We start from the raw sequence: 25,501 nt of genomic DNA, 5'->3' as shown, positions 1-25,501 counted from the left end.
GGTTTATTCCATAAAAAAACGCGCCCTACGGCGCGTTTTGGAGCATCAAAGATTAAGCAACTGAATCTTTAAGCCCTTTACCAGCTTTGAAGCTTGGTACTTTACTTGCTTTAATTTGAAGCTCTTCACCAGTTTTCGGGTTACGACCAGTACGCGCTGCGCGCTCTTTTACACTGAACGTTCCAAAGCCAACTAGAGTTACAGTATCACCGCCTTTTAACGCTTCACCAATTGAAGCAATAGTCGCATCCAATGCTTTACCAGCATCAGTCTTAGACAATCCCCCTTTTTCTGCAATCGCGTCAATTAATTCTGATTTATTCATGAAGATTAAGTCCTCTTATATCGTTCGTTTAAGATCTAAGGTTGTGGTTTCAAAGGCCATGCAGACTTTATAGCAATGCTTTGGGGGAAAACGCAAGACTACAACAACGCTTTTCATCAAAATAATCTGCAAAAAATGCAAAATTAATTTATTCAACTCTCTGACTGACCATTTTTTGTATCTGATCTGACAATTTTTGGTTTTCTTCCACCAAACTATCGACCTTCTTATGCAATTGTAAGATCAAAGTCTCTAAATGCTGCATATCTTTAACAGTCACTAGACCAATACGATTTAATGAATGATTTAAGTGCTGATCTAAAGTTTTTTCAACTTTTTCTTTGGTTTCAGTCACTGTTTCTTTGGTTTTTTCAACCACATTTTTGCTAGATTGATCAGAATCTTGATCTTCAACACTTTTTGATTCTAATTCCTCACCCACCTTGACGAGGGAGTCAAAGAGTTTATTTCCTTCTTCTTCAGCACGTGAAAAAGCGCCTAAACCTGCAAGCCAAATTTGTTTAGTATATTTTCTAAAATCAAGTGGAGATTTACGTAAAGATTTTTCTTTTATCGACATTTTTTCTTTTGCAACCAATGTATTTAGATCGCCTTTCGATCTCTGCTGCTCCAAATCCATTCTATTTTTCTCCTGTATACTTTGATATACAATATCATCATTAAAATGTGAAATATCGTTATAATAACAAATAAATTACTTGAACCTTTTGCAAAACTGTTCTACAAAGCAAAGTAATTTATTTAATTTAAATGTGAACCAGTTCTCCATAGATATAACACGAGATCGGATTGTCTGTATCAATTATAGGATTTCTTTATGAGCGAATCGCAACAAAATCAAGGCCAAAGTCGTTTGTTGCTTAATACATTGATGATTATTTTAGAAACATTCTATTCATTTGTATTAAAACACGACCGCGTGGTTCGCTTGCATGCTAAACATTTTGTAGCACAACAAATCACCATTAAAATAAATAGCTACATCCCATACATAGACTTTTATATTCAATTTACCGACAAAGGTATTTTATTTGACCTAAAAGAACCTGAAAAACCTGTAGATTTAACTGTAAGCAGTACCGTCTTAGACCTCATTCAAATTTTTGTATTTGCCAACCGCCGCAGTATGAAAAAATTACGCATTGAAGGCAATGAGCTACTCAAAGACCAATTTCGTGATTTAATTCTGCCTTTTACAATTCCTAAATTATTGGCTGACTGGAAACAATGGCTTACAAATCCAAAGCATGACGAAACAGGTGTTGGTTCTAGAAAACGTATTGCCCCACTTTTAGAAAAAATTGATCAACAACGCTCTAAAATCAATACACTACAGGTTGAAGTTAAGCAGTATCAAAATCGTATTCGCCGCATGGAACAAAAACAAAAAACAGTAAATATATTGTTATCTGTAATTTCGGTTCTTTTTATTACGTTAATTGTGTATAATTTATGGCAGATATTTTCCTAATAAGTCTATTGAAACAATAAATTATAAGTTCGTGTAAAAATACCTTACCAAATTAGTCTGAATTAAACTTAAAAATACTTGACTATTTTAGTCAGGATTCATAAAATCGGTACATCTAGTCTAATAACATGTGTATCGAATCATGCGCCTTACTACTCGCGGTCGCTACGCAGTGACTGCTCTACTTGATCTAGCTTTGCAGCCAACTGAAAAAACGATCACGCTTGCTGAAATTGCAGCTCGCCAAACTATCTCTGTCGCTTATCTTGAGCAATTATTTGCCAAACTAAAACGCCATGGTTTAGTTTCTAGTGTTCGTGGTGCCAACGGTGGTTATCTTCTTGCGCGCAATGCTGAAGAAATTACAGTATTAGAAATCATTGAAGCCGTAAATGAAACCGTTGACGCGACGCGTTGTGACCACAAAGGCAACTGCCAAAATGGTGCAATGTGTTTAACACACGATTTATGGCAAGAACTCTCCCATCATATCGCCGATTATTTAGCGAATATTACACTTGCCGATCTCGTTTCACGAGACAACGTACAAACTGTTGCTCTACGCCAAAACACTCCAAGTTTAGATTCAGCCCTTTTATCGGCTACAGGTATTTGACATGAAACGTCCTATTTATCTTGACTATGCAGCAACTACTCCTGTCGACCCTCAAGTTGCTGAGCGTATGATGGAATGCTTAACCTTTGATGGTATCTTTGGTAATGCAGCATCTCGTTCACATGCTTATGGATGGCAAGCAGAAGAAAAAGTTGAATATGCACGTGAACAAGTCGCAAACTTGATCAAAGCTGACCCACGTGAAATCGTGTGGACATCAGGTGCAACTGAGTCAGACAACCTTGCACTTAAAGGTATTGCGCAGTTCTATGCATCGAAAGGCAAACACATCATTACTTCTAAAATTGAGCATAAAGCGATTTTAGATACTTGTCGTGAGCTTGAAGAAGAAGGCTTTGAGATTACTTATCTAGAGCCTGAAGAACGTACAGGTTTAATCACACCTGAAATGGTACAAGCCGCTTTACGTCCTGACACGATTCTTGTTTCACTGATGATGGTCAACAACGAAATTGGTACTGTTACTGACGTTGCTGCAATCGGCGAATTGACTCGTGCAAATAAAACATATTTCCACGTCGATGCTGCACAAGCTGCGGGTAAAGTTGAAATCGACCTTTCAACCATGAAAGTTGATTTGATGAGTTTCTCTGGTCATAAAGTATATGGCCCTAAAGGCATTGGTGCACTTTATGTTCGTCGCCAACCACGTGTTCGTATCAAAGCACAAATGCATGGTGGTGGTCATGAACGTGGCATGCGTTCAGGCACATTAGCTACTCACCAAATCGTGGGAATGGGCGAAGCTTTTGAACTTGCAGGTAAATCATTACACGCTGAACAAGCACGTTTACGTGTACTGCGTGACAAACTTTGGAATGGTTTACAAGACTTAGAGCAAGTATTCTTAAATGGTCACCCAGAATTTAATGTTGCTAACTATTTAAATGTAAGCTTCAACTTTGTTGAAGGTGAATCATTAATGATGGCACTGAAAGATGTTGCTGTGTCAAGTGGTTCAGCATGTACATCTGCAACTTTAGAACCTTCTTATGTTCTTCGTGCTTTAGGTCTTTCAGACGAACTTGCACATAGCTCAATTCGTTTCAGTTTCGGTCACTATACCACTGAAGAAGATATTGACCATGTCATTGAAATTACCAAAGCTGCAGTTGAAAAATTACGTGCCCTTTCACCACTTTGGGACATGTATAAAGAAGGTATTGACCTAAATTCAGTTGAATGGGCTGAACATTAATTCCAGATATTATTGATCGCATCTTTTTGAGCTGTTCTGATTGAAAATCAAAAAGATGCCCCAATATTATTTATTATCAACGCTGACCCCGAGGTTTGGAGAAGCATCATGGCTTATAGTGAAAAAGTAATTGATCATTACGAAAACCCTCGTAATGTTGGTGTATTAGATAAAAATGCTGAAAACGTAGGTACAGGTATGGTCGGTGCACCAGCTTGTGGTGACGTTATGCGTCTACAAATTCAAGTAGATGACAATGGTGTTATTGAAGAAGCACGTTTTAAAACCTATGGTTGCGGCTCTGCAATTGCATCGAGTTCTTTAGTGACTGAATGGCTTAAAGGTAAAACTTTAGACGAAGCACAAGCGATCAAAAATATTGACATCGCAACTGAACTTGCATTACCACCAGTCAAAGTCCACTGCTCTGTACTTGCAGAAGATGCGATTAAAGCCGCTGTTGAAGACTATCGCAGCAAAAAATCTAAAGCTTAACTTTGCTTTTGACCATTTACAGAAAATGAATTAACGGAGTTTTCATGATCCATTTAACTGAAAATGCTGCAACTCATATCAGCAATTATTTAAAAAATCGCGGTAAGGGTGAAGGTATTCGTCTGGGCGTGAAGACTTCAGGCTGTTCTGGTTTGGCTTATGTACTTGAGTTTGTAGATAATGCAGACACACATGATCAAATGTTCGAGCAGTTTGGTGTAAAAGTTTTTGTAGACCCGAAAAGTTTGGTGTATTTGGATGGCATGGAAATGGACTATGTAAAAAATGGTCTCAATGAAGGCTTCGAATTTAACAATCCAAACAAAAAAGGTGAATGTGGTTGCGGTGAATCTTTTACCGTTTAAAAGCATTTTCAGCTTTGTTTCGCATTAAAACAGTGTCCTACACTGTTTTAATCACATTTAATTCTGCTATTTTATGCAAACCCAATCGTGGATGAATATTTCCCATGAGTCATTTTGAGCTGTTCGATCTCCCAGAAGCACTCGATATTGATTTAGCAACATTAAAATCAAATTTTTTAAAATTGCAGCAACAATATCATCCTGATAAAGCCGAAGATAAAGACCAAGCCTTGATTAAATCGAGTGAGATTAACCAAGCTTATAAAGTCTTATCCAATGTTGACAGTCGAGCTGCTTACCTCCTCTCTTTGAAAAAGCAAGATCACCATTTAGATCAATCTATTAATGATTTTGAATTTCTACAATCAGCTTTAGAAATTCGTGAACAATTGGATGAGTCTCACGATATTGAACAATTACATTCACTCAAAAATGAAGTTCAGCAATGGATTGATGGTTTAGTGCGTGAGTTCAAAATTGATTATGCCGATGAAGACTGGGCAGATGCTCGTGATACTGTACGCAAATTGCGCTTTTTCCAAAAAGTCATGAATGACATTGATAAAGCTGAGGATCGGCTTTTAGATGATGAAGATTTTGACTTAGATGATGATTTTTAATTTATTTATTTTTTTATTAAGGATGTAACACAATGGCACTCTTGCAAATTGCAGAACCGGGACAATCAAGTGCGCCACATGAACACCGTATTGCCATTGGCATCGACTTAGGAACCACACATTCTTTAGTTGCAACGGTGCTTTCAGGCAAAGCTAAAGTTCTCAATGATGAACAGGGTCGCGTGTTACTTCCTTCTATCGTTCATTATTCAAAAAATTCAACAGAATATGGTGATGCAGCCAAACCATCCATCACCACCGACCCAAAAAACACCATTGTTTCAGTGAAACGTTTTATGGGTCGCTCAAAAGCAGATATTAAGTTTCAGCACCCGTACACCCTTGTTGGTGAAGACAATCAAATGCCTGCATTTGAAACAGCACAAGGTCGTAAAACACCTGTCGAAATTTCTGCTGAAATTTTACAACAACTTAAAGAGCGTGCTGAATCTAGTTTAAAAAATCCTGTAAATGGTGCCGTCATTACAGTTCCTGCATATTTCGATGAAGCCCAGCGCCAAGCAACACGTGATGCAGCACAGCTTGCAGGTTTAAATGTTTTACGTTTATTGAATGAACCTACTGCTGCTGCGGTTGCTTATGGCTTAGATCAAGAGACTAACCTTGCAACCAATCGTAATTATGTCATTTATGACTTAGGCGGTGGTACTTTTGACGTTTCCATTTTACGTTTTGCACAAGGTGTGTTTGAAGTTTTAGCTACAGGTGGTCATACAGCATTGGGTGGTGATGATTTAGACCGCTTAATTGTCAAGTGGGCAAAAAAACAACTCAACATTGAAAAACTTGATGATACAGAATACGCACATTTTGTTGTTGCCGCACGTAAAGCCAAAGAAGCACTGTCTGACAATACCACTGTTGAACTTAAACTTTTAGATCAAGTTCTCACACTTGACCGTGAAAATTTTGAACAGATCATTAAAGTTGCTTTAGATAAGACGATTAGCGTATGCAAGCGTGTATTGCGTGATGCCAAACTTGAACTTGATGATATTCAAAATGTCGTTTTAGTGGGTGGCTCTACCCGTTCATACGCAGTACAAAAAGCTGTTGCAGAAGTATTTAACCAAGAACCATTGTGTACGATTAATCCTGATGAAGTAGTTGCCATTGGTGCAGCAATTACAGCAAATCAATTGATTGGCAATAGTCAAGATGGATCATTACTGTTAGATGTCACACCTCTTTCTCTTGGTTTAGAGACCATGGGCGGCCTGGTAGAGCGTTTAATTTCACGTAATACTGCAATCCCTGTTGCACGCCGTCAAGAATTCACTACATATCAAGATGGTCAAACAGCAATGCTCATCCATGTTGTACAAGGTGAACGTGATTTGGTGGAACATTGTCGTAGCCTAGGACGTTTTGTACTACGTGGCATTCCACCAATGACTGCGGGTCAAGCGCGTATTGAAGTCACTTTCCAAGTCGATGCAGATGGTCTACTCACTGTGTCTGCCAAAGAAACAACGTCAGGTGTACATGCTGAAATTGACATCAAACCATCTTATGGTTTGTCAGAGACAGATACTGAGCGTTTATTGTTAGATGGCTATAAGTTTGCCGAAGAAGACAAACATTTACGTCACTTACATGAAACCAAAGTAGAAGCACAACGTGAAGTCGAAGCATTAACACAAGCACTAAAAGCGGATGCACAATTGTTGAGTAAGGAACAATTAAATGCGCTCACACAAGCTCAAGCTCATTTAATTGTTCAACTTGCAACAGATGATATTCAAGCCATCGAAGATGCTGTGGAAAAACTCAAAATTCATAGTGATGCTTTTGCTGCTGAACGTATGAATCAACATATTGATCATGCACTCAAAGGCACAAAACTTGATGACTGGTCAAACTCAAACTAATTTATAGGTAAAGACTATGCCACGTATTAAAGTACTACCTCATGCAACAATTTGCCCAAATGGTGCTGAGTTTGAAGCTGAAGCAAATAGCAATCTTTGTCAGAGCTTGTTGGACAATGGAATCAAAATTGAACATGCTTGTGATATGTCAAAAGCGTGTACAACCTGTCATGTTGTCGTACGTCAAGGCTTTGACAATCTTGAAGAAATGGATGATATTGAAGCTGATTTACTTGACCGTGCTTGGGGGTTAGAACCCGACTCACGTCTGTCATGCCAAGTAAAAATTACTGATGAAGATATGGAAATCGAAATTCCAAAATATACACTCAACCATGCTTCTGAAAATCACTGATTTTCCAAGATAAAAAAATAAGCTACCCTTTAAAGTAGCTTATTTTTTATTCCACTTAATTCTGAGTTTGTAATTAACTTAGCACTAAATCAATCAAATAATACAAACAACAAATAAATTAATGAGGCGGAGCAATAATTTCATCTTCGCTATTTAATTGTGCAACACCCATAGAATTCGTTAATTGTTGTTGTAACTGAATACGTTCGATCATTTTTTCTAAAACACTGACCAATTCTGTATATTCAAAATTCTGCACTTCCTGCATATTTAAAACCAAATGAAAACCTTTATATTCATAATCAAACCATTGTTCATTTTCATTATGAATATTGCTATATTTTTCCATCACTTGCCAAGTTTTAACAGCATCTTGAATGCCTTTCAGTTCCATTGGCTCTTTAGGTGCACATAAATAACTACTTTTGACCAACTTATAAGTTTCATCTGAAATTAAAATTTCATCTATTTCTGCAGCACTCTGTAAACGCGCAGCTAAATTTGCATCACGCCCAACAATAGTATATGCCATGCGATGCATTGCCCCATAATTCCCAACGTGACAATATCCTGTACTGATTCCCATACGAATATGTAAGGGTGCATACCCCATTTTTTCCCAACGTGCACGCAAAAACTTCATCTGTTGACGCATAGCAAGTGCCATATCTAGACAATTTTTCGCATCCTGCTCCACACCTTGCGAATCAGGATCACCAAAGAAAATTAAAATTGCATCACCCATGAACTTATCAATCGTTGCACCATATTGCTTAGCGATTTCTGTCATGTGACTTAAATAATCATTCAATACGAAGGCGAGATCATCAGGAATCAATGTTTCAGATAATTCAGTAAATCCTTGAATATCAGAGAAAAAAACTGTAATTTTTTTACGTTTATACTCAAGCTTCGCCTCAGTTTCACCTCGCATGATGGACTGCCAAAGTTGCAGAGGTGCATAACGACTCAACTGATTAGATAACTGAATATAACGATTCATTTCATTAAAATAATTTTGACGCTGTGTATTTATACGCTTTATTCTTCTATTTTGATAATAATTAGCAATATTGATAAAAATAATCAGCCCAATAAAACTAAAAATTGTTAATTCAATTGAAGTCTGTTGAAAATAATCATCAAAACCAAAAATAAAAATAATATTTAAATAGAAAACAATAATACTGATTAGAATCGCCAATGAACTAATCATCATTGAAATTTTATAATTAACAGCAATATAAATAATGACAAACAACAAGATAAAGGTAATGACTAAACTTAAATATACAGCCGCCAAAACTGTTGAAATCACAATAATATCAATTAAAAAATAAACATTGCGGCGTACTAATGCACCATATTGATATTCCAACCAGCGCGATAACCTTGGACTAATTAATAAAATAAAGAAAATAAAAATAGGCACATAAAGCTGATTATATGCATTCGGTGTAGTAAAACTATAAATAACCAACAACATTGCAAGTATGCTATACCCCATCAGCCGTTGGAATATTTCAAATTGCTTAGGTTGTTTATCCAACATACGATCTAATGGCAAAAGAGAACCTCGAACGTTATTGATTATTTATATTTATACGCAATAGTGCTTAGTCCATACGCCAATCAAAAGGCATATCTCCTTGACCACGCAATGCCAACATCAAGGTTTGGCGCATGTGTGCTAAAACTTCGTTTGAATATGGCACCGCAGGTAAACCAAAGACTGGTTTTGGCCATGCCACATCATTTTGATAACGTACAACATGATGAAAATGCAATTGTGGAACCATATTGCCAAGCGCCGCGACATTCATTTTATCTGCACGGAATACACGAGAAAGTTGGCTCGACAACCAGCTTGATTCACGTAAAAATTGCTCTTGGTCAGCTTGACTCAGCTCATATAGCTCTGTAATGCCCGGTACACGTGGAATCAGGATTAACCAAGGAAATTGCATATCATTCATTAAACGACATGTAGACAGCGGAAAATCGCCGACAAAAAAAGTATCTTGAGCAAGTTGAGGATGCAGACTAAACATATCTTTATAAATGACATAAAATTAAAAAGGATGCCTAATACTAACACATCAGTTTTAACGTGAATATTGTTAGACTTGTGTTTTGGTACAAATAAATACAGTTTGTTTTGAACACAATCACAAATTTATGACAGGAAAAGTTATAAAAAATTTTCTTGATCCATTTTGCCTATTTCACCTTCTCGTTATTACACTTTTCAAAAATGTAACAACGAGAAATCTAAGCTTATTTTAAATCACCTAAAAGCGTACTAAGTAGGTCTAAAATAAACTGAATCCTTTTTTGATTTTCTTCTAACATCACCATAACTTTAAGACGTTGTCCACCTTCCATACGGAACCAAGTCGGATGTTTCTGCATCAATTGAATCATGGTAATGGCTTGTACAGGTGTGTCAGGTGAAAATTCAATCGCACCACCATTCGCCCCAATATCAATTTTAGTAATACCCAACTGTTCAGCTTGAATGCGAATTTGATGCACACTGAACAATTGTTTGACGGCAAGTGGTGGCACGCCAAAACGGTCTATTAACTCCATACGAATATTATCAAGTTTGTCCTGGGTATCCGTATTACTAATACGTTTATAGAACATCAAACGTTGATGCACATCACCTAAATACTCATCAGGAATTAATGCAGGCATATGTAAGCTAATTTCAGAGGTTAGCGACAATGGTGCATCAAAATTTGGCGTTTTACCTTGTTGAATAGCTTTGGTCGCTTTTTCCAGCATTTCCATATATAGGCTATAACCTATTGCATTCATTGAACCACTTTGCTGTTCGCCAAGTAGCTCACCTGCACCACGAATTTCCAAATCTTCGGTTGCTAACATAAAGCCTGCACCCAAAGTTGAGGCACGTGAAATCGCATCCAGACGTTTTTCAGCATCACCTTTTAAGCCCTTGATTGAAGGTACCATGAGGTAAGCATATGCTTGGTGATGTGATCGACCGACACGACCACGTAATTGATGTAACTGCGCCAAACCAAGCTTATCCGCACGTTCGATGATAATCGTATTGGCATTTGGTACGTCAATACCTGTTTCAATAATCGTTGAACACACCAAGACGTTATATTCTTTGTGATAAAACTGTTGCATGACTTGCTCAAGTTCACGTTCACGCATTTGCCCATGCGCAACTGCCACACGTGCTTCAGGAACTAAATGACGAATATTTTCAGCAGCACGCTCAATGCTATCGACTTCATTATGTAAAATATAGACCTGACCACCACGCAACAATTCACGTAGAATCGCCTCTTTCATCGTTTCATCGGTCTGTTCATTGACAAATGTTTTGACTGCCAAACGGCGTGCAGGGGGTGTCGCAATAATCGAAAGATCACGCATTCCAGAAAATGCCATATTCAAAGTGCGTGGAATCGGGGTTGCGGTCAGTGTTAACATATCGACATCAGCTCGCATTGCTTTAATACGCTCTTTGTCACGCACACCAAAACGATGTTCTTCATCGACAATCATTAAACCCAAATTCTTAAATTGGACATTTTGTTGAAGAATTTTATGTGTACCAATGACAATATCAACTTTACCGTCGGCTAAATCTTCAATAGTTTTAGTATGGGTTTTACTTGTACCAAAACGGGATAACACTTCAATTCGAATTGGCCAATCTGCAAAACGGTCTTTGAACGATTCATAATGTTGCTGTGCGAGCAAAGTCGTTGGCACTAAAACCGCGACCTGCTTATTATTTTGCACTGCAACAAAAGCAGCACGCATCGCCACCTCTGTTTTACCAAAGCCCACATCACCACAGACCAAGCGATCCATCGGTTTGGCTTGTTGCATATCGTGTAAAGTCGCCTCAATGGCATTGGCCTGATCAAGCGTTTCTTCATAAGCAAAACCACTTGAAAATTGCATATAACTGCTTTGCTCAAGCTCAAAACTGATGCCAGGCTTAGACTGACGGCGTGCCTGAATATGCAGTAATTCTGCTGCAACATCGTGAATTTGCTCAAGTGCTTTACGTTTGGCTTTACTCCATGCATCTGTCCCCAATTTATGCAAAGGTGCCAGATCAGGATCACCACCACTAAAACGGCTAATCAGGTGTAAATGTGTCACAGGCACATACACTTTGGCTTCATCGGCATAATTGAGCTGTAAAAATTCATAATCTTGCTCATCGATATTCAGCGTCACCAAACCAGCATAGCGCCCCACACCATGATCAATATGTACCACAGGTGCACCGATATTTAATTCAGTAAGACTTTTAATTAAAAATTCTTCTGAAACCTCTTGTTGACGTTTTTTACGGCGTTGTACAACACGATGCTCATACAACTGATTTTCTGAAATGACTGACAAATGATCAGTGATCAGCAAACCACGATCCAAAGGTGCATGGGTAATTGCAACTGAAAAATGAGATCGTTGAAATGCCGAAAAGCTTTCAACCACAGGAATTTCGCCCAAACTCGGACGTAACGCATCTTTTAAGGTTTCACGACGACCTGCACTTTCTGCAACCAACAACACAGGATGATTCGCATGATCAATATACTGTTTAACAGCTTTAAAAGGTTGTTCCTGTTTAGGATCAACAGGAAGTTGAGCAGGTTGTTCTGTCGCTAAATTGATTGCACCTGACTTCAAAGCATCTACAGATGCAACAGAAGCAATAATTCTCGGAAATTTATTAAGATATTCAAAAACCTGATTCGGTTGAATAAACAATTCTTCAGGTGCTAATAAAGGCTGATCAACATTGTGACGACGGTCTTCATAACGACGCGTCACATCTTTCCAAAATTGGGTTAATCCATCATCGAGATGCTCATCTGTAATGACAATGCAATGCTTTGGTAAGTACGCTGTAAGGCTACTTTGCGACTGCATCGCCTCTTTACTAAAAAATAATGGAAAATAGAAATCCAAACCTGCTGAGGCAATACCATCTAAAACATCGGTATAAATTGGATTTTTCTTTGGATTTGCTGTGGGAAAACTTTCAGCATAACGGTCACGAAATGTAGAGCGTGCTTCTTTAAGTGGAAACTCTTTAGCAGGCAAAACCGTAAAATGATCCAACTTTGTTGTTGTTCTTTGTGTTTCAGGATCGAAAAATTTTAAGCTGTCAATTTCATCATCAAATAGATCGATACGAATCGGCGCATTTTGCCCTGAGGCATAAATATCCATGATGCTGCCTCGTACCGCAAACTCGCCATGATCATAAACGGTATCAACCAAATGATAACCCGCTTGAATCAAACGCATTTTTTGTTGTTCTAAGTCAAATTTCTGCCCGACTTTGATATCAAAGTGTTCACCAAGCACCCATGACGTTGGTGCGACCCGTTGTGCCAAAGTCGTTGCGGAAACAAGTAAAATACCTTTGCTTGGCATATTAGATAAAATTGAAAGTCGTTCAGATACAATATCTTGATGTGGTGATAATCGATCGTATGGCAAAATTTCCCAGTCTGGAAATACGGTTGGTTTTATGCCATAAAACTCTAATTCGCTTTCAAGTTGGTTTAAATGCTGATTGTTTCGAGCAACTAAAACATACAATTGCTCAGATTGCTCTGAAATCTCTTTGAATAATAGTGCTGCTGATGAACCCAACATTGAACCAATCCAACGTTTTTCACCCGCTTTCAGTTGTTTTAAATTAAGGTCTGAGATTTCTTGTTTAAACATAATCGCATCAGGTCAAAAAGACATGGACGATAGTTTAACATGAGGATTTTGTAGATGGACATCTTGTTATTTGATTTCACACGACTCCCCATACAGTATCGTGCACACCAATATCCAAACAATCATCACATAATGATACAAATTTATTGAAGTACATCACCATAATAAAATAAAGATTATGTTATGAATATTCACTCTAGATTATATTTAAAACAGAAAAGGAACAATAAAGAATGTCTCATCATCTATTACTCGCAACATGGGCTGATTCAGCAAAAGCCTTTGAAAGTTTCACAAAATTAAAAAACACCACTTTTTCCCATGACATTAACAGTGCAATTATTATTGAACGTCAAGAAGATGGTCGCTTTAAAATTCAAGATCAACTCAATAATCAAGATAATACCAACACCTTAGGTGGTGGTTTTTTTGGTTCATTGCTTGGTATTTTAGGTGGTCCTCTCGGTGTTTTATTGGGCTTCAGCACGGGTGCTTTAATCGGCTCTTTGTTGGATGCTGATAATATTGACGCAAATCAAGCTGTATTAAGTAAAATTAGTCAATCCTTACCTGTTGGCTCCACAGGTTTATTTATTGACCTTGAAGAACAAGATGAAAGCCTCATAGATGCTCTATTCCCATCAGATGCGTCGCTTTTACGTTGGGATTATGATGTTGTCGTCAGCGAAGTCGAAGCCTCTGTAGCTGCATGGGAGGAAGCACAACGTATTGCTAACCATACACTTCATGAACAGAAAAAAGCTGAAAATAAAGCCAAACGTCAACAGAAATGGGCTGACTTTAAAGCTAAATTTCAAACGCATTAAACTGATTTAAAAATCAGTTTCATTAAGGGAATGCTATATTCGACACCTTCACATATGAATAAAGCATTCCTGACCTCATCAATCAGATATTTTTTACTTATCCCGTTGAAAATTTTTATAGTAATCACTCAACTTCTGAATAATGTGCTTAAACTGTTTCAAATTTTCTTCAGTATTCCCCAATCTCGCGACATAGCGACCCGATGCAATTTCCAAATCAATTTTTTCATTAATCAAAATAGCTTTATAAAACAACTCTTTTAAATCATCAAAATTTTTAAGCTTACGATTAGAAAAATACTCAAGGCGTTCTTTCAATTCAGTATTTAAAACGATGCCATCAACAATAAAACCCTGCTCAGGATCAATTTGAATATTATGTTTTTCTAAAAATTCAGATTCAGCTTTCGCCTCTTTACCTTTAAATAAATCAGCAATTTTGGCAAACATAATGTATTCCAACGTTTTAACAATCCATGTAGTTTAGTCAGATTTAGACCAAGATTAAAGTATCAAAGATCTTAGGCTATTTTAAATTCTATGATAAAAAAGCATCCTTTCGGATGCTTCATTTTGTACTATTTCAACCATATTGCTTTTGTAGATAATTTACGATTGATTCAGATTCAAATAGTTGAGCACCTGTATTTGGATCAACTAAATAAGGGACTTGAATATCCTTTTTGACCCGCCCCATCACAGGAACAACTTTTTCACGCTTACCGCCCGCCAAAGGCACATATTTACCAGGCTTTAAACGCAATACTGATGGCCCTTGATCTTGCCAACGCTCTTTTGCCACATTATGAAAAATAAAAGGAATTTCTAGTTCAGTTAACACCCCACGTACCACACGGGTATATGGACTTGCCTCAAAGCCCCACAACTCTAAAAGTTGCTCAGGTGCTGCACGATGAATAATTTTTTTATTGATCCACACACCGCGTGCACCATTAATCAATGTACCCGCAAATGCTACAAGCGGTAATTTTGGATAATGTGCATATTTCTTGGGTATTTGACCATTTTTGCCATAATTTTTAAAAAGATAATGCACAATATCTTGCGATTCATACAACTTTTCGCCTGTATTTTCATCGACTAAAAATGGAAATTGTGCTTTTCCACCTTGTTCTTTGACAATTTTACGGTATTTAGTTCCCCCTTTTGGACAAGGATATACCTCATAATCCAAGTTCAATAAAGTCATCACCTCACGAACACGGCGACAAAATGGTGAACCTTCAAACTCGTACAGCTTTAACGCTTTTTCAGGCTGATTGGGAAATGGCGTACCATTTGCGCCACGTCCACCCTCGGTAATTGCTGAAACCAATGCTTGAGCAACTTTAATCTGATGATGCACCATTTTGTTATCCTTGGGGTTTGACTAACCCTAAATTTTAAAGATCTACTAATTTTTCTTTTGCAACTACAATGCCGTTATTGTCCGCATAAATAAAATCACCAGCATTGAAAGTTACGCTACCAAAATACAAGGGTAGATCCACTTCGCCTATGCCCTTACGGTTACTTTTTTGTGGAATTGCAGCCAATGCATGTATACCTAAATCAAGCTCAACGAGAGCATCTACATCACGCACACAACCGTAAATCACCACACCATTCCAATGATTTTTAACTGCCGATTCAGCAATCATATCCCCCATCAAGGCACAGCGCATTGATGCCCCACCATCTACAACAAGGACTTTCCCTGTACCATCTGTTGCTAACAATTCTTTGACACGTGAATTGTCTTCAAAACATTTCACTGTGACGATTTGACCACCAAAACTTTTACGTGCGCCATAACTTTGAAAGAAGCGACCATCCAAAGATGGAATTAAAGTTTGAATCTCTTTATCAGGATGATCATCCAATAAATCACAAGTTACAAAAGCGGGTGAACTCAATTTAATTCTCCATTATTTAGCATTTTGTATGTATAAATTATCATAAATTTCAAATTTATCGGTTTGAGTTTGTGCAACCTCGACCATAGTATGAGCCACTTGTTCAGCTGTCACTGGCTTATATTTAAATGTATTTGGAATGAAATGCGAGAATTTCTGAAAGATTTTTTGTCCTACATCTTCCAAAACACGTTGCTCGTCCCGCTCACCGATCAGTAAAGAGGGACGAATGATTGAAATACGTAATAAATCTAAACTTTGTAAATAATTTTCTAGTTCGCCTTTGACACGGTTATAAAATATTTTAGAGCTAGCGTTTGCCCCCATCGCACTGACCAAAATCAATTGTGTATCGGTATTTTCAAAAAGATCTGCAAAATGTGCATTAATTTCATAATCAATAGCATAAAATTTTTCTTTAGAACCTGCTTTTTTCTGAGTAGACCCCAAACAACTAAATGCATGACTAAAACCATTTACATCTTGATCATTTAATAATAAAAAATCATCTAAGACCAATTGTTCAACTTTTGGCAATTGTTTAAGTTCCATATCTTCTTGTCGCACAATCGCGGTAATTTTTTCACATTGCGCTAACTGGCTCAGCTTTTTGACCAATATTTTACCGACCAAACCTGTTGCCCCAATAACGATCGCATTTTTAATCGTTTGTGTCATTTTTAAACAATCTCCTACTTTTAGAAATAATCTACCGCTTTCTTTTCTTTTTTTCTGCATCTATTTGGTGTCAAAGCATGTCAAGACTTGACTTTACTAAGCGCTTTAATCAAAATATGGCACTTGTTTACGGGCTGGTGAAAATTCTCTGATGTGGGTTTTCAGATGTAATTTCAGCCCGCCCAGACCAATCTATTTCAAGGAGTGCACGAGTGGCAAACTCTGCTCAAGCTAAAAAACGTGCTAAACAAAACGTTAAAGCACGTAAACACAACGCAAGCTTACGTTCTATGGTTCGTACTTATCTTAAACGTACAGTAGCGGCTATCGCTGCTGGTGATTATGCTGCAGCTACTGAAGCTTATAAAACAGCTGTACCAGTAATCGACCGTATGGCTGATAAAGGCATCATCCATAAAAACAAAGCTGCTCGTCATAAGAGCCGTTTAAATGCACAAGTTAAAGCTTTAGCTAACTAATTTGTTGCATGAAAAGAGCCCCTTGGGGCTTTTTTTATGCCTAAAAATATATTTATCCTGTTTCATTTAAAACAATCCAACCCAGTCTTGAATAAATAGACTTCTCTTTTCAGAAATTTAAATAAATTTGTCTCGCAGCTATCCTAACTTACGGCGCAAAGCAGTATTTATTTTGGCTTAACCCACACACCGAGAAAAAAGTTTTTTGTTCGACCTCAAAAGCCCTCAGCCACTTCAAAACATTTTTTAAAGCAGCATGTTTTAAAATCCTATTCTATATTTATGCTTTCCATTGAAATTGGCTAAATAAAGCATCTTTTTTCAAGGTATTTTCCACAGCATTTGCAAGCTGTTTAACCATGCTTTGCGTTTCTATTTTTTTAAACCATGCTTGTTGTTCATTGGCATGGGCTGAAATCTGACATGTCAGTAAACCCTCATCATTTAAATGACAATGCACGCCCAAACCAATTGGATGATTTCCCACACTGACCGCTAAACGTTCTTCTGAATGGGTCAACTCAGCTTTAAAACCATATTCTGTAAGCTGTTTAGATAATAAATCCGTCACATAGGCTTGAGTGACAAGACAGGCATTTTCACCCTTTGCATTCGTTGGGCTATGCTTCTCACAGTTTGCTGTAAATTGTAATGTTCTCATTGCTTCATCCAAAGGCTTTATAGTTGTATGGGTTTAGAATAAGCAATATAAACAAAACAGCCAAGCATTTGCTTGGCTGTTGTTGAATAAATATACAAATATTAGACCAATTACTCAGTCATCCGTATTTGATCATAGATTATTCATCGACTTGAATGTGCAAACCTGCTTGATTTGTCAATTGAGTAAATGTCGGGAAACTTGTTGCAACCGTTTCAGTACCCATGATCTTAATTTCACCTGAAGTACGCAAACCTGCCATCGAGAAACTCATGGCAATACGATGGTCGTGATGTGATTCAATTTCACCACCAGTGAAAATTGCACCCCATTCGCCAGATTTGCCTTTACCTTCAATGATGATGCCATCATCAGTCGGTGTACAGTCGATGCCCATGGTTTTTAAACCATCCGCCATGACTTGAATACGGTCAGATTCTTTCACACGTAACTCAGCCGCACCCGTCAAAATCGTTTGCCCTTCAGCACAAGCTGCAGCAATAAACAATGATGGGAATTCATCAATTGCCAATGGCACTTGATCTTCAGGCATGTGAATACCTTTAAGCGTACGTGTACCACGAATACGAATGTCTGCAATTGGTTCACCACCTGCAATACGTTCATTTTCAACAGTGAGATCAGCACCCATTTGTTTTAAAATTTCAATCACACCTGTACGGGTTGGGTTAATGCCTACTGCTTCAAGGGTCACATCTGAACCTTCAGTAATCGCAGCACCGACCATAAAGAATGCAGCTGAAGAAATATCAGAAGGCACTTGAATATCTGTTCCAACGAGTTTTCCACCACCTTGTAGTGAAATGCGATTGCCTTCCGTTTTCACGTCATAACCAAAAGCACGTAACATACGCTCAGAATGATCACGCGTCGGTTCAGGCTCAGTCACAGATGTCTCACCCTCTGCCCATAAACCTGCCAATAAAATCCCTGATTTTACTTGCGCAGATGCCATTGGTAAATCGTAGTGAATACCTTTAAGTTTTTGTCCGCCCGTGATCGAAATCGGTGGCGTACCACGTTCACCTGTAGACTGAATTTGCGCCCCCATTTCACGCAAAGGCTTTGCAATGCGTTCCATCGGGCGTTTTGACAATGACGCATCACCTGTCATCACAGAATCAAAAGCCTGCGCAGATAACATACCTGAAAGCAAACGCATTGATGTCCCTGAGTTGCCCATGTACAACGCTGTTTTTGGTGCTTTTAGACCATTCATACCAACACCGTGAATGGTCACTTCACCATTCTTAGGACCTTCAATGCTCACACCCATATCACGGAAAGCTTGAAGTGTTGCCAAAGCATCTTCACCCTCAAGAAAACCTGTCACATGTGTTGTTCCTTCAGCAATCGCACCAAACATGATAGAGCGATGTGACACTGATTTGTCACCCGGCACGGTAAATTTACCCTTAAATGTCTTCTCACCTGGCAAAATGGTAAATTGTTGTGTCACCTTATTTTTCTCCATCAAAGGTTTTTTAGCGAGCATATGATTAAAATGCTGTCGTGCTGCTTGTGCATGACCGAGCAAACCCATCAATGCTTGTGAATTTTCATTTTCAATCAATTGACGTAAAGTTTTGAGTTGTGTTTCAAAACCATCAACTGCTTTGAGTATGGCGGTTTTATTGGCAAAAAAGATATCGTGCCACATTTGCGGATCGCTTGCCGCAATCCGTGAAAAGTCACGAAATCCACCTGCGGCATACCGGAAAATATCGAGATTATCTTCACGATTTGCCAGTTGCTCAACCAAGTTAAATGCCATTAAATGTGGTAAATGACTGGTATGTGCAAGTACTTCATCGTGCTTATCGACATCCATACAAATGACTTCAGCTTTGGCTGCCTGCCAAAGTATGATCAGTTTTTCCACCGCCCAATCCGCACTGCTTGGTAATGGCGTCAAAATCACTTTGTGGTTGGCAAAAAGATCTACTTTGCCTGCATGCACACCTGTATGCTCTGCCCCTGCAATCGGATGCCCTGGAACAAAACCCACTGGTAAATTTTCACCATAAACCGCTTTGGCAGCAGCAACCACATTGCCTTTGGTACTGCCAACATCAGTGATGATGGCATTTTCCAAAACATAAGGTTTGATGGTTTCAAGAATTTTTTGTGTTGCACGTACAGGTAAAGCCAATACAATTAGATCTGCATCCTTTACCGCTTCAACAGGATCACTAAACCCTTCTGAAATAATGCCAAGTGCTTTTGCATCGTCCAAAGTTCGTTTAGATCGTGTTGACGCGACAATTTTTTCTGCAAGTTGCTCTGCAATAATCACGCGAGCCAAACTTGAACCAATCAGCCCAAGTCCGATAAAAGCAACTTTTTTAAATAAAGCTTGTGTCATGACTTTGTTTTCAGACCTTCAGTTTTAAAGTACTGCAATCGGGTATGAACCCAATACACGCACTTCTTTCACCAATGGACGAATTTCTTCAATCGCCGCTTTAACATTGTCTTGCTCAACATGACCTTCTAAGTCAATGAAGAACACATACGCCCATTTCTCAGGCAATGCAGGACGCGTTTCAATACTGGTTAAGCTAATATTATGTTTCGCAAATGGTGCAAGAATTTCCAATAACGCCCCTGCACGGTCATGTGCTGAAACCAATAATGAAGTTTTGTCATTACCTGATTGCGGCACTTTTTCACGACCAATAACAAGGAAACGTGTGGTATTTTCAGGATTATCTTCAATATTGCTATGTAAAATTTCTAAATCATAAATGCTTGCAGCAACGTCCGATGCAATTGCAGCAGAGTGCCATTCATTACGAATACGGCGTGCCGCTTCAGCGTTTGAACTTAACGCAACGCGTTCTACACCTGGATAATGTGCATCTAACCAACTACGACATTGTGCAAGTGTTTGTTGGTGTGCATAAATTTGTTTAATGCTGTCTTTGCGGGTATTTGCAGAAATCAAGAACTGGTGATGAATACGCAATTCAACTTCACCAATCACATTTAAATGCGATGCTTTAAAACAGTCTAAAGTATGGTTCACCACACCTTCAGATGAGTTCTCTACAGGCACTAAGCCATAGTGAGCACTACCTGCCTCAACTTCACGGAACACTTCGTCAATGGTTGGAAGGGGTCGAACCACTGCATCTTGACCAAAATGCTTCAACACTGCGGAATGCGTATAAGTACCGACAGGTCCTAAGAATGCAATACTTTGTGGTGCTTCTAGTGCTAAACAAGCGGACATAATTTCACGGAACAAACGAGCCATCGTTGTATCTGACAATGGACCTTCATTACGCTCCATCACATTACGCAACACCTGTGCTTCACGTTCAGGACGATAAAACAACGGATTCTCTTCTGCAGCAAATTTTGCTTTAGCCACTGCTTCTGCCAACTTTGCGCGGCGATTAATCAGTTGCTGGATTTGTTGATCTACTGAATCAATATCATCACGGATTTGAGCAAGATCGAGAGAAGTCGTGTTTTGATCATCGTTGATCATTGTTATATCGCCCTTTTAAAAGTCTAGAATTACAGATGGTTTAAATTTTAAACCACTCACAGTATAACAATAGTTCATGCGAATTTGTTGCACAATACTGCTTTTATGTACGTTTTAAATCCCTTTCCTGACATTCATTCCTTCCTACAAAGTGAAGCAACAAAGACCTTCAACTTTACAAAGCCTCTATAGAAGTTTAAGCCACAGCATTTATGATAAATAAGTTAAGCGCAACTCGAGCACTAAAAAGATGAATAAGAGAATCGCTGTTTTGATCACCCATGATTTTGAAGATGTGGAATATCACGATCCTGTTGAAGCATTTAGAGCGGCAAGCCATTCGGTACGCAATATCGAAAAAACAGCAGGAAATATCGTCTATAGTCAACAACGCAAATCTGCCGTCAGCATTGATTATGGAATTGATGAAATTTCAGTTCAGGACTTCGATGCTTTAATGATTCCGGGCGGAAATTCAACTTACTTACTCAAACAAGATATGCGTTTTATTGAGTATCTACGTAATTTTGCCAACGCACAAAAACCCATTTTTTTATCTTGTTATAGTCCACATTTACTTATTGATGCACAAATTGCAATTGGACGCAGGCTAACGTCTATCCAAACTATCATTCACGACTTAAAAAATGCAGGTGCTGTAGTTTTTGATGATGACGTAGTGAATGACAATAATTTATATATTTCTTCTCGCTCCACCCAAGAATTACCTAGATTTATTCGTGAATGTCTCAATGTTTTAAGTGTTTGATTATTTTGCTATATGTTCAACGCTAAATGACTTTATTTAAATGAAGTGCATTTTACGCATTGTTAAAATCAAGCAAAATCATCAGCTATTCCTTGAGGCAACATGACCCACATGTCACCTCAACCTACAGCATATTATTTTTATGCTTGAATGACTTCACGAGCAATCACAAGACGTTGAATATCAGAAGCCCCTTCATAAATTTGGCTCACACGTACATCTCGATAAATTCGTTCTACAGGGAAATCAGAAACATAACCATAGCCGCCATGGATTTGAATCGCATCTGAACACACTTTCTCAGCAATTTCTGAAGCAAAAAGTTTTGCCATAGATGCTTCTTTTAAACAAGGTAATCCTGCATCTTTTAAACTTGCCGCATGTAAAACCAACTGTCTAGCTGCTTCAATTTGCGTTGCCATATCGGCTAAACGAAAAGCGACAGCTTGGTGCTGCACCAACTCGACACCAAAGGTTTTACGCTGATTGGCATATTCTACCGCTGCATCTAATGCTGCACGCGCCATACCCACACATTGTGATGCAATCCCAATGCGACCTGATTCTAGATTTGACAAGGCAATTTTATAACCTTCCCCTGCCTGCCCCAATAAATTTTCAGCAGGAATTCGACAGTTTTCAAAAATAATGGTCGCGGTATCGGAACAATGCTGCCCCATTTTATCTTCAATACGTGAAACAATATAACCTTGAGTATTCGTAGGAACCAAAAAGCAAGAAATCCCTCGCTTGCCTGCGGCTTGATCAGTTACCGCAAAAACAATAGCAATCTGCGCATTTTTTCCTGTTGTAATGAACTGTTTTGTACCATTAAGTACCCATTCATCTCCCTCACGCACTGCTTTACATTGCAATGCACCTGCATCAGAACCTGCTTGTGGCTCGGTCAAACAAAAACAACCCAGCCATTCCCCTGTTGCGAGTTTGGTTAAATACTTTTGCTTTTGTTGTTCTGTACCATAACGCTGAGTAATACCACAGGGTAAAGAGTTTTGCACACTCACAATGGTAGAAATTGCACCATCCCCTGCGGCAATTTCCTCCAAAGCCAGTACCAAAGAAATATAATCTAAACCTGCACCGCCATATTGTTCCGACACCGTCATCCCCAACGCCCCCAATTCACCTAGTTCTTTGAGCTCTTGTGCAGGGAAATGCGATGTTTGATCACGTTCTGATGCGCTCGGTTTAAGCTTATTTTGTGAATAATCACGCATCATCTCCTGAATCATTTTCTGTTCTTCATTTAAAATCATGGCAGCATCCTGTCTATACATTTTTTAGGCAAAAACTGACTAACTTGGTCCATAAAATAACCAAGAGAATCAAAGATAAATTAAAATTTTGACGAGAAATTCATATACTTCTTCATTAAATACAAAGAAGTATATAAATAAAAATAGATGATTAAATTTAGAAAAATCTTATTTTAATGCATTATTTAGGTTGCATACGAATTGCACCATCTAGACGAATCGTTTCACCATTCAAGTAACTATTCTCACAAATTTGCCCAACCAATGATGCAAATTCTTCAGGTTTTGCCAAACGTGGTGGGAATGGCACCATTTGCCCCAATGCATCTTGGACATTTTGTGGCAATGCTTTAAGCATAGGCGTTTCCATGATCCCTGGTGCAATAGTCATCACTCGAATAGCATGTTGTGCAAGCTCACGTGCTAAAGGTAAAGTCATTGCCACAACTGCACCTTTTGATGCTGAATAAGCAGTTTGTCCAATTTGTCCATCAAATGCCGCAACTGAAGCCGTATTGATAATTACACCACGGTCTTCCTCACCTGCTTGTAACTCATATTTTGCAATCAAATTGGCAGCAAAACGCAGCATATTAAATGTGCCTGACACATTGATATTTAATACACGTTGAAAATCTGTTAATGCATGAATGCCTTTTTTACCCAGAACTTTGGCAGATGGACCAATGCCTGCACAGTTCACTAAACCATTCAACTGTCCATATTCTTGTTCTACATCATTAAAAAATTGTTCAACGGTAGTCTCATCTGTCACATCAAGTTGCACAAACTTGGCCTTTTCACCCAGTTGTTGCTGTGTTTGCTGCCCCAATTCATTATTCATATCGACAATGATAACTTTAGCATCACGCTCAACTAAAAAAGCTGCGGTCGCTGCACCCAAACCCGATGCACCACCTGTGACAACAAAAACTTTTCCTGCAATTTTCATATTATTTTCCTATTCATTTTTTGAATGAGCACTCGACTTAAGCAGCAGAGTAAACATAGAAATACTTCAGTACAATTCCCAAAAGTTGCATTTTAAATGATGCATTTGGACAATGACGTCGTGCTACAAAATAATGGAATAACCTATGGATAATCAACTACCCAAGTACAGTAAGGGAACGATTTCTATTACATTGGTACAAGAAGCCCTAGCCACTGCACAAAATAAAAATTTAGACTTAGCACAATTAATCCAAAAAATGGGCATTTCTCCAGAATTAATGCAATCAGATAAAAGTAGAGTTTCCGTTCATACATTTGCCCTACTTTGGACAGAAATCGCAAATCAAATGAATGATGAGTTTTTTGGTATGGACAGCCATGCGATGCGTAGAGGCAGTTTTCAACTCTTGTCAAAAATGCTGATGCAAGCTGAAAATGTCAAAATTGCACTGACACAAATTTTACAGTTTTTAAATGCAATTTTAGATGACTTTTCGAGCACGCTATTTGTTGAAGAAAATTATGCTTATATTGTCATTTATGATCGGCAAGCACCTAAAAATATGTTTGCATATGCCACCTATCTCATGCTAATTCATGGTTTAATTTGTTGGCTCAGTGGACAACGTTTAATCATTAACAAAATTCAACTGCGATGTGCCGCTCCACAAGATGATCATGATTATAAAGTACGGTTTTGTGAAAACATTCATTATCATTCAGATGAAAATTACATCCAATTTGATGCTAATTATTTAAAAATCGCCATCAAACAAGACCAAAAGTCTTGGTATGAATTTATAAAAAATACCCCTGAAAACTTATTGGTTCGTTTTAAAAATCCACATGCTCTGAGCTCAATCATCCGTAAATCCCTCATGCAACAGTCACCTGAGCAGTGGCTTGAGCTGAATGTTTTGGCAAAACAACTCAATATGTCGGAAGCGACGATACAACGCCGCTTAAAAAACGAAGGCACAAGTTATCAGCAACTCAAAAATGAAATACGCCGTGATACTGCGATTGAACTTTTAACAACCACACAAAAAACACTACAAGAAATCAGTAGTGAATTATATTTCCAAGACCCGAGTGCATTTCATCGTGCATTTAAAAAATGGACTGGTGTAAATCCCGGCTCTTATCGAGACTCATCCCTGATATTTTGAAATATTTTAAAGAGACTGTTCATTCGTCCGAATCAAGTTGATTCAATCATTAAAATAGGTTATTTTTCATTCAATTTCTAGCTTCTTTATGGCTAGTTATCTCTCCCTCTTTAGTCTTACTGTTTTTACAGGTTCT

The 25,501-nt window shown here is 38.2% G+C and carries 26 protein-coding genes; 12 read left to right on the top strand and 14 right to left on the bottom strand.

What is annotated here, in order from left to right:
- Positions 1–52: 52 nt before the first annotated feature.
- Together HUV91_RS02900 and HUV91_RS02895 are read right to left on the bottom strand one after the other, a co-directional pair.
- The gene (locus HUV91_RS02900; protein ID WP_065993948.1) at positions 53–325 is read right to left on the bottom strand and encodes an HU family DNA-binding protein; all 273 of its coding nucleotides are present in this window, start codon (positions 323–325) and stop codon (positions 53–55) included.
- Between the two features lie 148 nt (positions 326–473).
- Positions 474–905, bottom strand: coding sequence for a phasin family protein (locus HUV91_RS02895; protein ID WP_227554810.1), 432 nt, complete (start codon positions 903–905; stop codon positions 474–476).
- Between the two features lie 258 nt (positions 906–1,163).
- On the opposite strand from HUV91_RS02895, the gene HUV91_RS02890 reads away from it, so the two are divergent.
- The 8 genes from HUV91_RS02890 to fdx all read left to right on the top strand — a co-directional run bounded on the left by HUV91_RS02890 (position 1,164) and on the right by fdx (position 7,379).
- Complete coding sequence (locus HUV91_RS02890) at positions 1,164–1,817, top strand: hypothetical protein (RefSeq protein ID WP_130073280.1); 654 nt, start codon at positions 1,164–1,166, stop codon at positions 1,815–1,817.
- A gap of 142 nt (positions 1,818–1,959) precedes the next feature.
- Positions 1,960–2,433, top strand: coding sequence for an Rrf2 family transcriptional regulator (locus HUV91_RS02885; RefSeq protein ID WP_130073279.1), 474 nt, complete (start codon positions 1,960–1,962; stop codon positions 2,431–2,433).
- Position 2,434: 1 nt separating this feature from the next.
- On the top strand, positions 2,435–3,652 hold the full coding sequence (locus HUV91_RS02880; protein WP_130073278.1) for an IscS subfamily cysteine desulfurase: 1,218 nt from the start codon (positions 2,435–2,437) through the stop codon (positions 3,650–3,652).
- 108 nt (positions 3,653–3,760) lie between these two features.
- Positions 3,761–4,147, top strand: coding sequence for a Fe-S cluster assembly scaffold IscU (gene iscU, locus HUV91_RS02875; protein ID WP_086209207.1), 387 nt, complete (start codon positions 3,761–3,763; stop codon positions 4,145–4,147).
- 44 nt (positions 4,148–4,191) lie between these two features.
- Positions 4,192–4,512, top strand: a complete 321-nt coding sequence (gene iscA, locus HUV91_RS02870; protein WP_174492463.1) for an iron-sulfur cluster assembly protein IscA — start codon at positions 4,192–4,194, stop codon at positions 4,510–4,512.
- A 104-nt stretch (positions 4,513–4,616) separates the two neighbouring features.
- Entirely contained in the window at positions 4,617–5,132 is a 516-nt protein-coding gene (gene hscB / locus HUV91_RS02865) for a Fe-S protein assembly co-chaperone HscB (RefSeq protein ID WP_130073277.1), read from the top strand.
- A 32-nt stretch (positions 5,133–5,164) separates the two neighbouring features.
- Positions 5,165–7,024: a Fe-S protein assembly chaperone HscA gene (hscA, locus tag HUV91_RS02860; RefSeq protein ID WP_130073276.1), complete on the top strand. Its 1,860-nt coding sequence runs from the start codon at positions 5,165–5,167 to the stop codon at positions 7,022–7,024.
- A gap of 16 nt (positions 7,025–7,040) precedes the next feature.
- Complete coding sequence (gene fdx, locus HUV91_RS02855; protein ID WP_130073275.1) at positions 7,041–7,379, top strand: ISC system 2Fe-2S type ferredoxin; 339 nt, start codon at positions 7,041–7,043, stop codon at positions 7,377–7,379.
- A gap of 118 nt (positions 7,380–7,497) precedes the next feature.
- On the opposite strand, the gene HUV91_RS02850 is transcribed toward fdx, so the two are convergent.
- The 3 genes from HUV91_RS02850 to mfd all read right to left on the bottom strand — a co-directional run bounded on the left by HUV91_RS02850 (position 7,498) and on the right by mfd (position 13,118).
- Positions 7,498–8,946 (bottom strand): adenylate/guanylate cyclase domain-containing protein, encoded by a 1,449-nt coding sequence (locus tag HUV91_RS02850; protein WP_174492462.1) that lies wholly within the window; start codon positions 8,944–8,946, stop codon positions 7,498–7,500.
- 49 nt (positions 8,947–8,995) lie between these two features.
- Positions 8,996–9,430 (bottom strand): HIT domain-containing protein, encoded by a 435-nt coding sequence (locus HUV91_RS02845; RefSeq protein WP_130073273.1) that lies wholly within the window; start codon positions 9,428–9,430, stop codon positions 8,996–8,998.
- A gap of 226 nt (positions 9,431–9,656) precedes the next feature.
- Entirely contained in the window at positions 9,657–13,118 is a 3,462-nt protein-coding gene (gene mfd, locus HUV91_RS02840) for a transcription-repair coupling factor (RefSeq protein WP_174492461.1), read from the bottom strand.
- 233 nt (positions 13,119–13,351) lie between these two features.
- Here mfd and HUV91_RS02835 point away from each other — a divergent pair, with 233 nt between their 5' ends.
- The gene (locus HUV91_RS02835) at positions 13,352–13,945 is read left to right on the top strand and encodes a DUF1269 domain-containing protein (RefSeq protein ID WP_130073271.1); all 594 of its coding nucleotides are present in this window, start codon (positions 13,352–13,354) and stop codon (positions 13,943–13,945) included.
- Between the two features lie 93 nt (positions 13,946–14,038).
- Here HUV91_RS02835 and HUV91_RS02830 read toward each other — a convergent pair whose 3' ends face one another.
- The 4 genes from HUV91_RS02830 to HUV91_RS02815 form a co-directional block, all read right to left on the bottom strand.
- Positions 14,039–14,395, bottom strand: a complete 357-nt coding sequence (locus HUV91_RS02830) for a hypothetical protein (RefSeq protein WP_174492460.1) — start codon at positions 14,393–14,395, stop codon at positions 14,039–14,041.
- Positions 14,396–14,528: 133 nt separating this feature from the next.
- Positions 14,529–15,314: a glutathione S-transferase N-terminal domain-containing protein gene (locus HUV91_RS02825; RefSeq protein ID WP_174492459.1), complete on the bottom strand. Its 786-nt coding sequence runs from the start codon at positions 15,312–15,314 to the stop codon at positions 14,529–14,531.
- A gap of 34 nt (positions 15,315–15,348) precedes the next feature.
- Positions 15,349–15,861, bottom strand: a complete 513-nt coding sequence (rraA, locus tag HUV91_RS02820) for a ribonuclease E activity regulator RraA (RefSeq protein ID WP_174492458.1) — start codon at positions 15,859–15,861, stop codon at positions 15,349–15,351.
- 12 nt (positions 15,862–15,873) lie between these two features.
- Positions 15,874–16,539 (bottom strand): NAD(P)H-binding protein, encoded by a 666-nt coding sequence (locus tag HUV91_RS02815; RefSeq protein WP_130073267.1) that lies wholly within the window; start codon positions 16,537–16,539, stop codon positions 15,874–15,876.
- Positions 16,540–16,751: 212 nt separating this feature from the next.
- On the opposite strand from HUV91_RS02815, the gene rpsT reads away from it, so the two are divergent.
- Positions 16,752–17,018, top strand: a complete 267-nt coding sequence (gene rpsT / locus HUV91_RS02810) for a 30S ribosomal protein S20 (RefSeq protein ID WP_111857950.1) — start codon at positions 16,752–16,754, stop codon at positions 17,016–17,018.
- A gap of 280 nt (positions 17,019–17,298) precedes the next feature.
- Here rpsT and HUV91_RS02805 read toward each other — a convergent pair whose 3' ends face one another.
- From HUV91_RS02805 to pheA, 3 genes are all read right to left on the bottom strand, one after another.
- Positions 17,299–17,679 (bottom strand): hypothetical protein, encoded by a 381-nt coding sequence (locus HUV91_RS02805; RefSeq protein WP_130073266.1) that lies wholly within the window; start codon positions 17,677–17,679, stop codon positions 17,299–17,301.
- 139 nt (positions 17,680–17,818) lie between these two features.
- On the bottom strand, positions 17,819–20,065 hold the full coding sequence (locus HUV91_RS02800) for a bifunctional prephenate dehydrogenase/3-phosphoshikimate 1-carboxyvinyltransferase (protein WP_174492457.1): 2,247 nt from the start codon (positions 20,063–20,065) through the stop codon (positions 17,819–17,821).
- 24 nt (positions 20,066–20,089) lie between these two features.
- Entirely contained in the window at positions 20,090–21,196 is a 1,107-nt protein-coding gene (gene pheA / locus HUV91_RS02795) for a prephenate dehydratase (protein ID WP_130073264.1), read from the bottom strand.
- A 250-nt stretch (positions 21,197–21,446) separates the two neighbouring features.
- On the opposite strand from pheA, the gene HUV91_RS02790 reads away from it, so the two are divergent.
- Positions 21,447–21,965, top strand: a complete 519-nt coding sequence (locus tag HUV91_RS02790; RefSeq protein WP_130073263.1) for a DJ-1/PfpI/YhbO family deglycase/protease — start codon at positions 21,447–21,449, stop codon at positions 21,963–21,965.
- Between the two features lie 140 nt (positions 21,966–22,105).
- Here the strand turns inward: HUV91_RS02790 and HUV91_RS02785 are convergent, their stop codons facing one another.
- Both HUV91_RS02785 and HUV91_RS02780 read right to left on the bottom strand, forming a co-directional pair.
- Positions 22,106–23,242, bottom strand: a complete 1,137-nt coding sequence (locus HUV91_RS02785; RefSeq protein ID WP_174492456.1) for an acyl-CoA dehydrogenase family protein — start codon at positions 23,240–23,242, stop codon at positions 22,106–22,108.
- 181 nt (positions 23,243–23,423) lie between these two features.
- Positions 23,424–24,194, bottom strand: a complete 771-nt coding sequence (locus HUV91_RS02780; RefSeq protein WP_130073261.1) for an SDR family NAD(P)-dependent oxidoreductase — start codon at positions 24,192–24,194, stop codon at positions 23,424–23,426.
- A gap of 145 nt (positions 24,195–24,339) precedes the next feature.
- Between HUV91_RS02780 and HUV91_RS02775 the strand changes: the two genes are divergently transcribed.
- Entirely contained in the window at positions 24,340–25,365 is a 1,026-nt protein-coding gene (locus HUV91_RS02775; RefSeq protein ID WP_130073260.1) for an AraC family transcriptional regulator, read from the top strand.
- Positions 25,366–25,501 lie beyond the last annotated feature (136 nt).

Source organism: Acinetobacter sp. Marseille-Q1623 (assembly GCF_902809895.1).
Taxonomy (GTDB): domain Bacteria; phylum Pseudomonadota; class Gammaproteobacteria; order Pseudomonadales; family Moraxellaceae; genus Acinetobacter; species Acinetobacter piscicola_A.
Note: the sequence above shows the minus strand (reverse complement) of the source record. Positions and strands in the feature narration are given on the sequence as shown.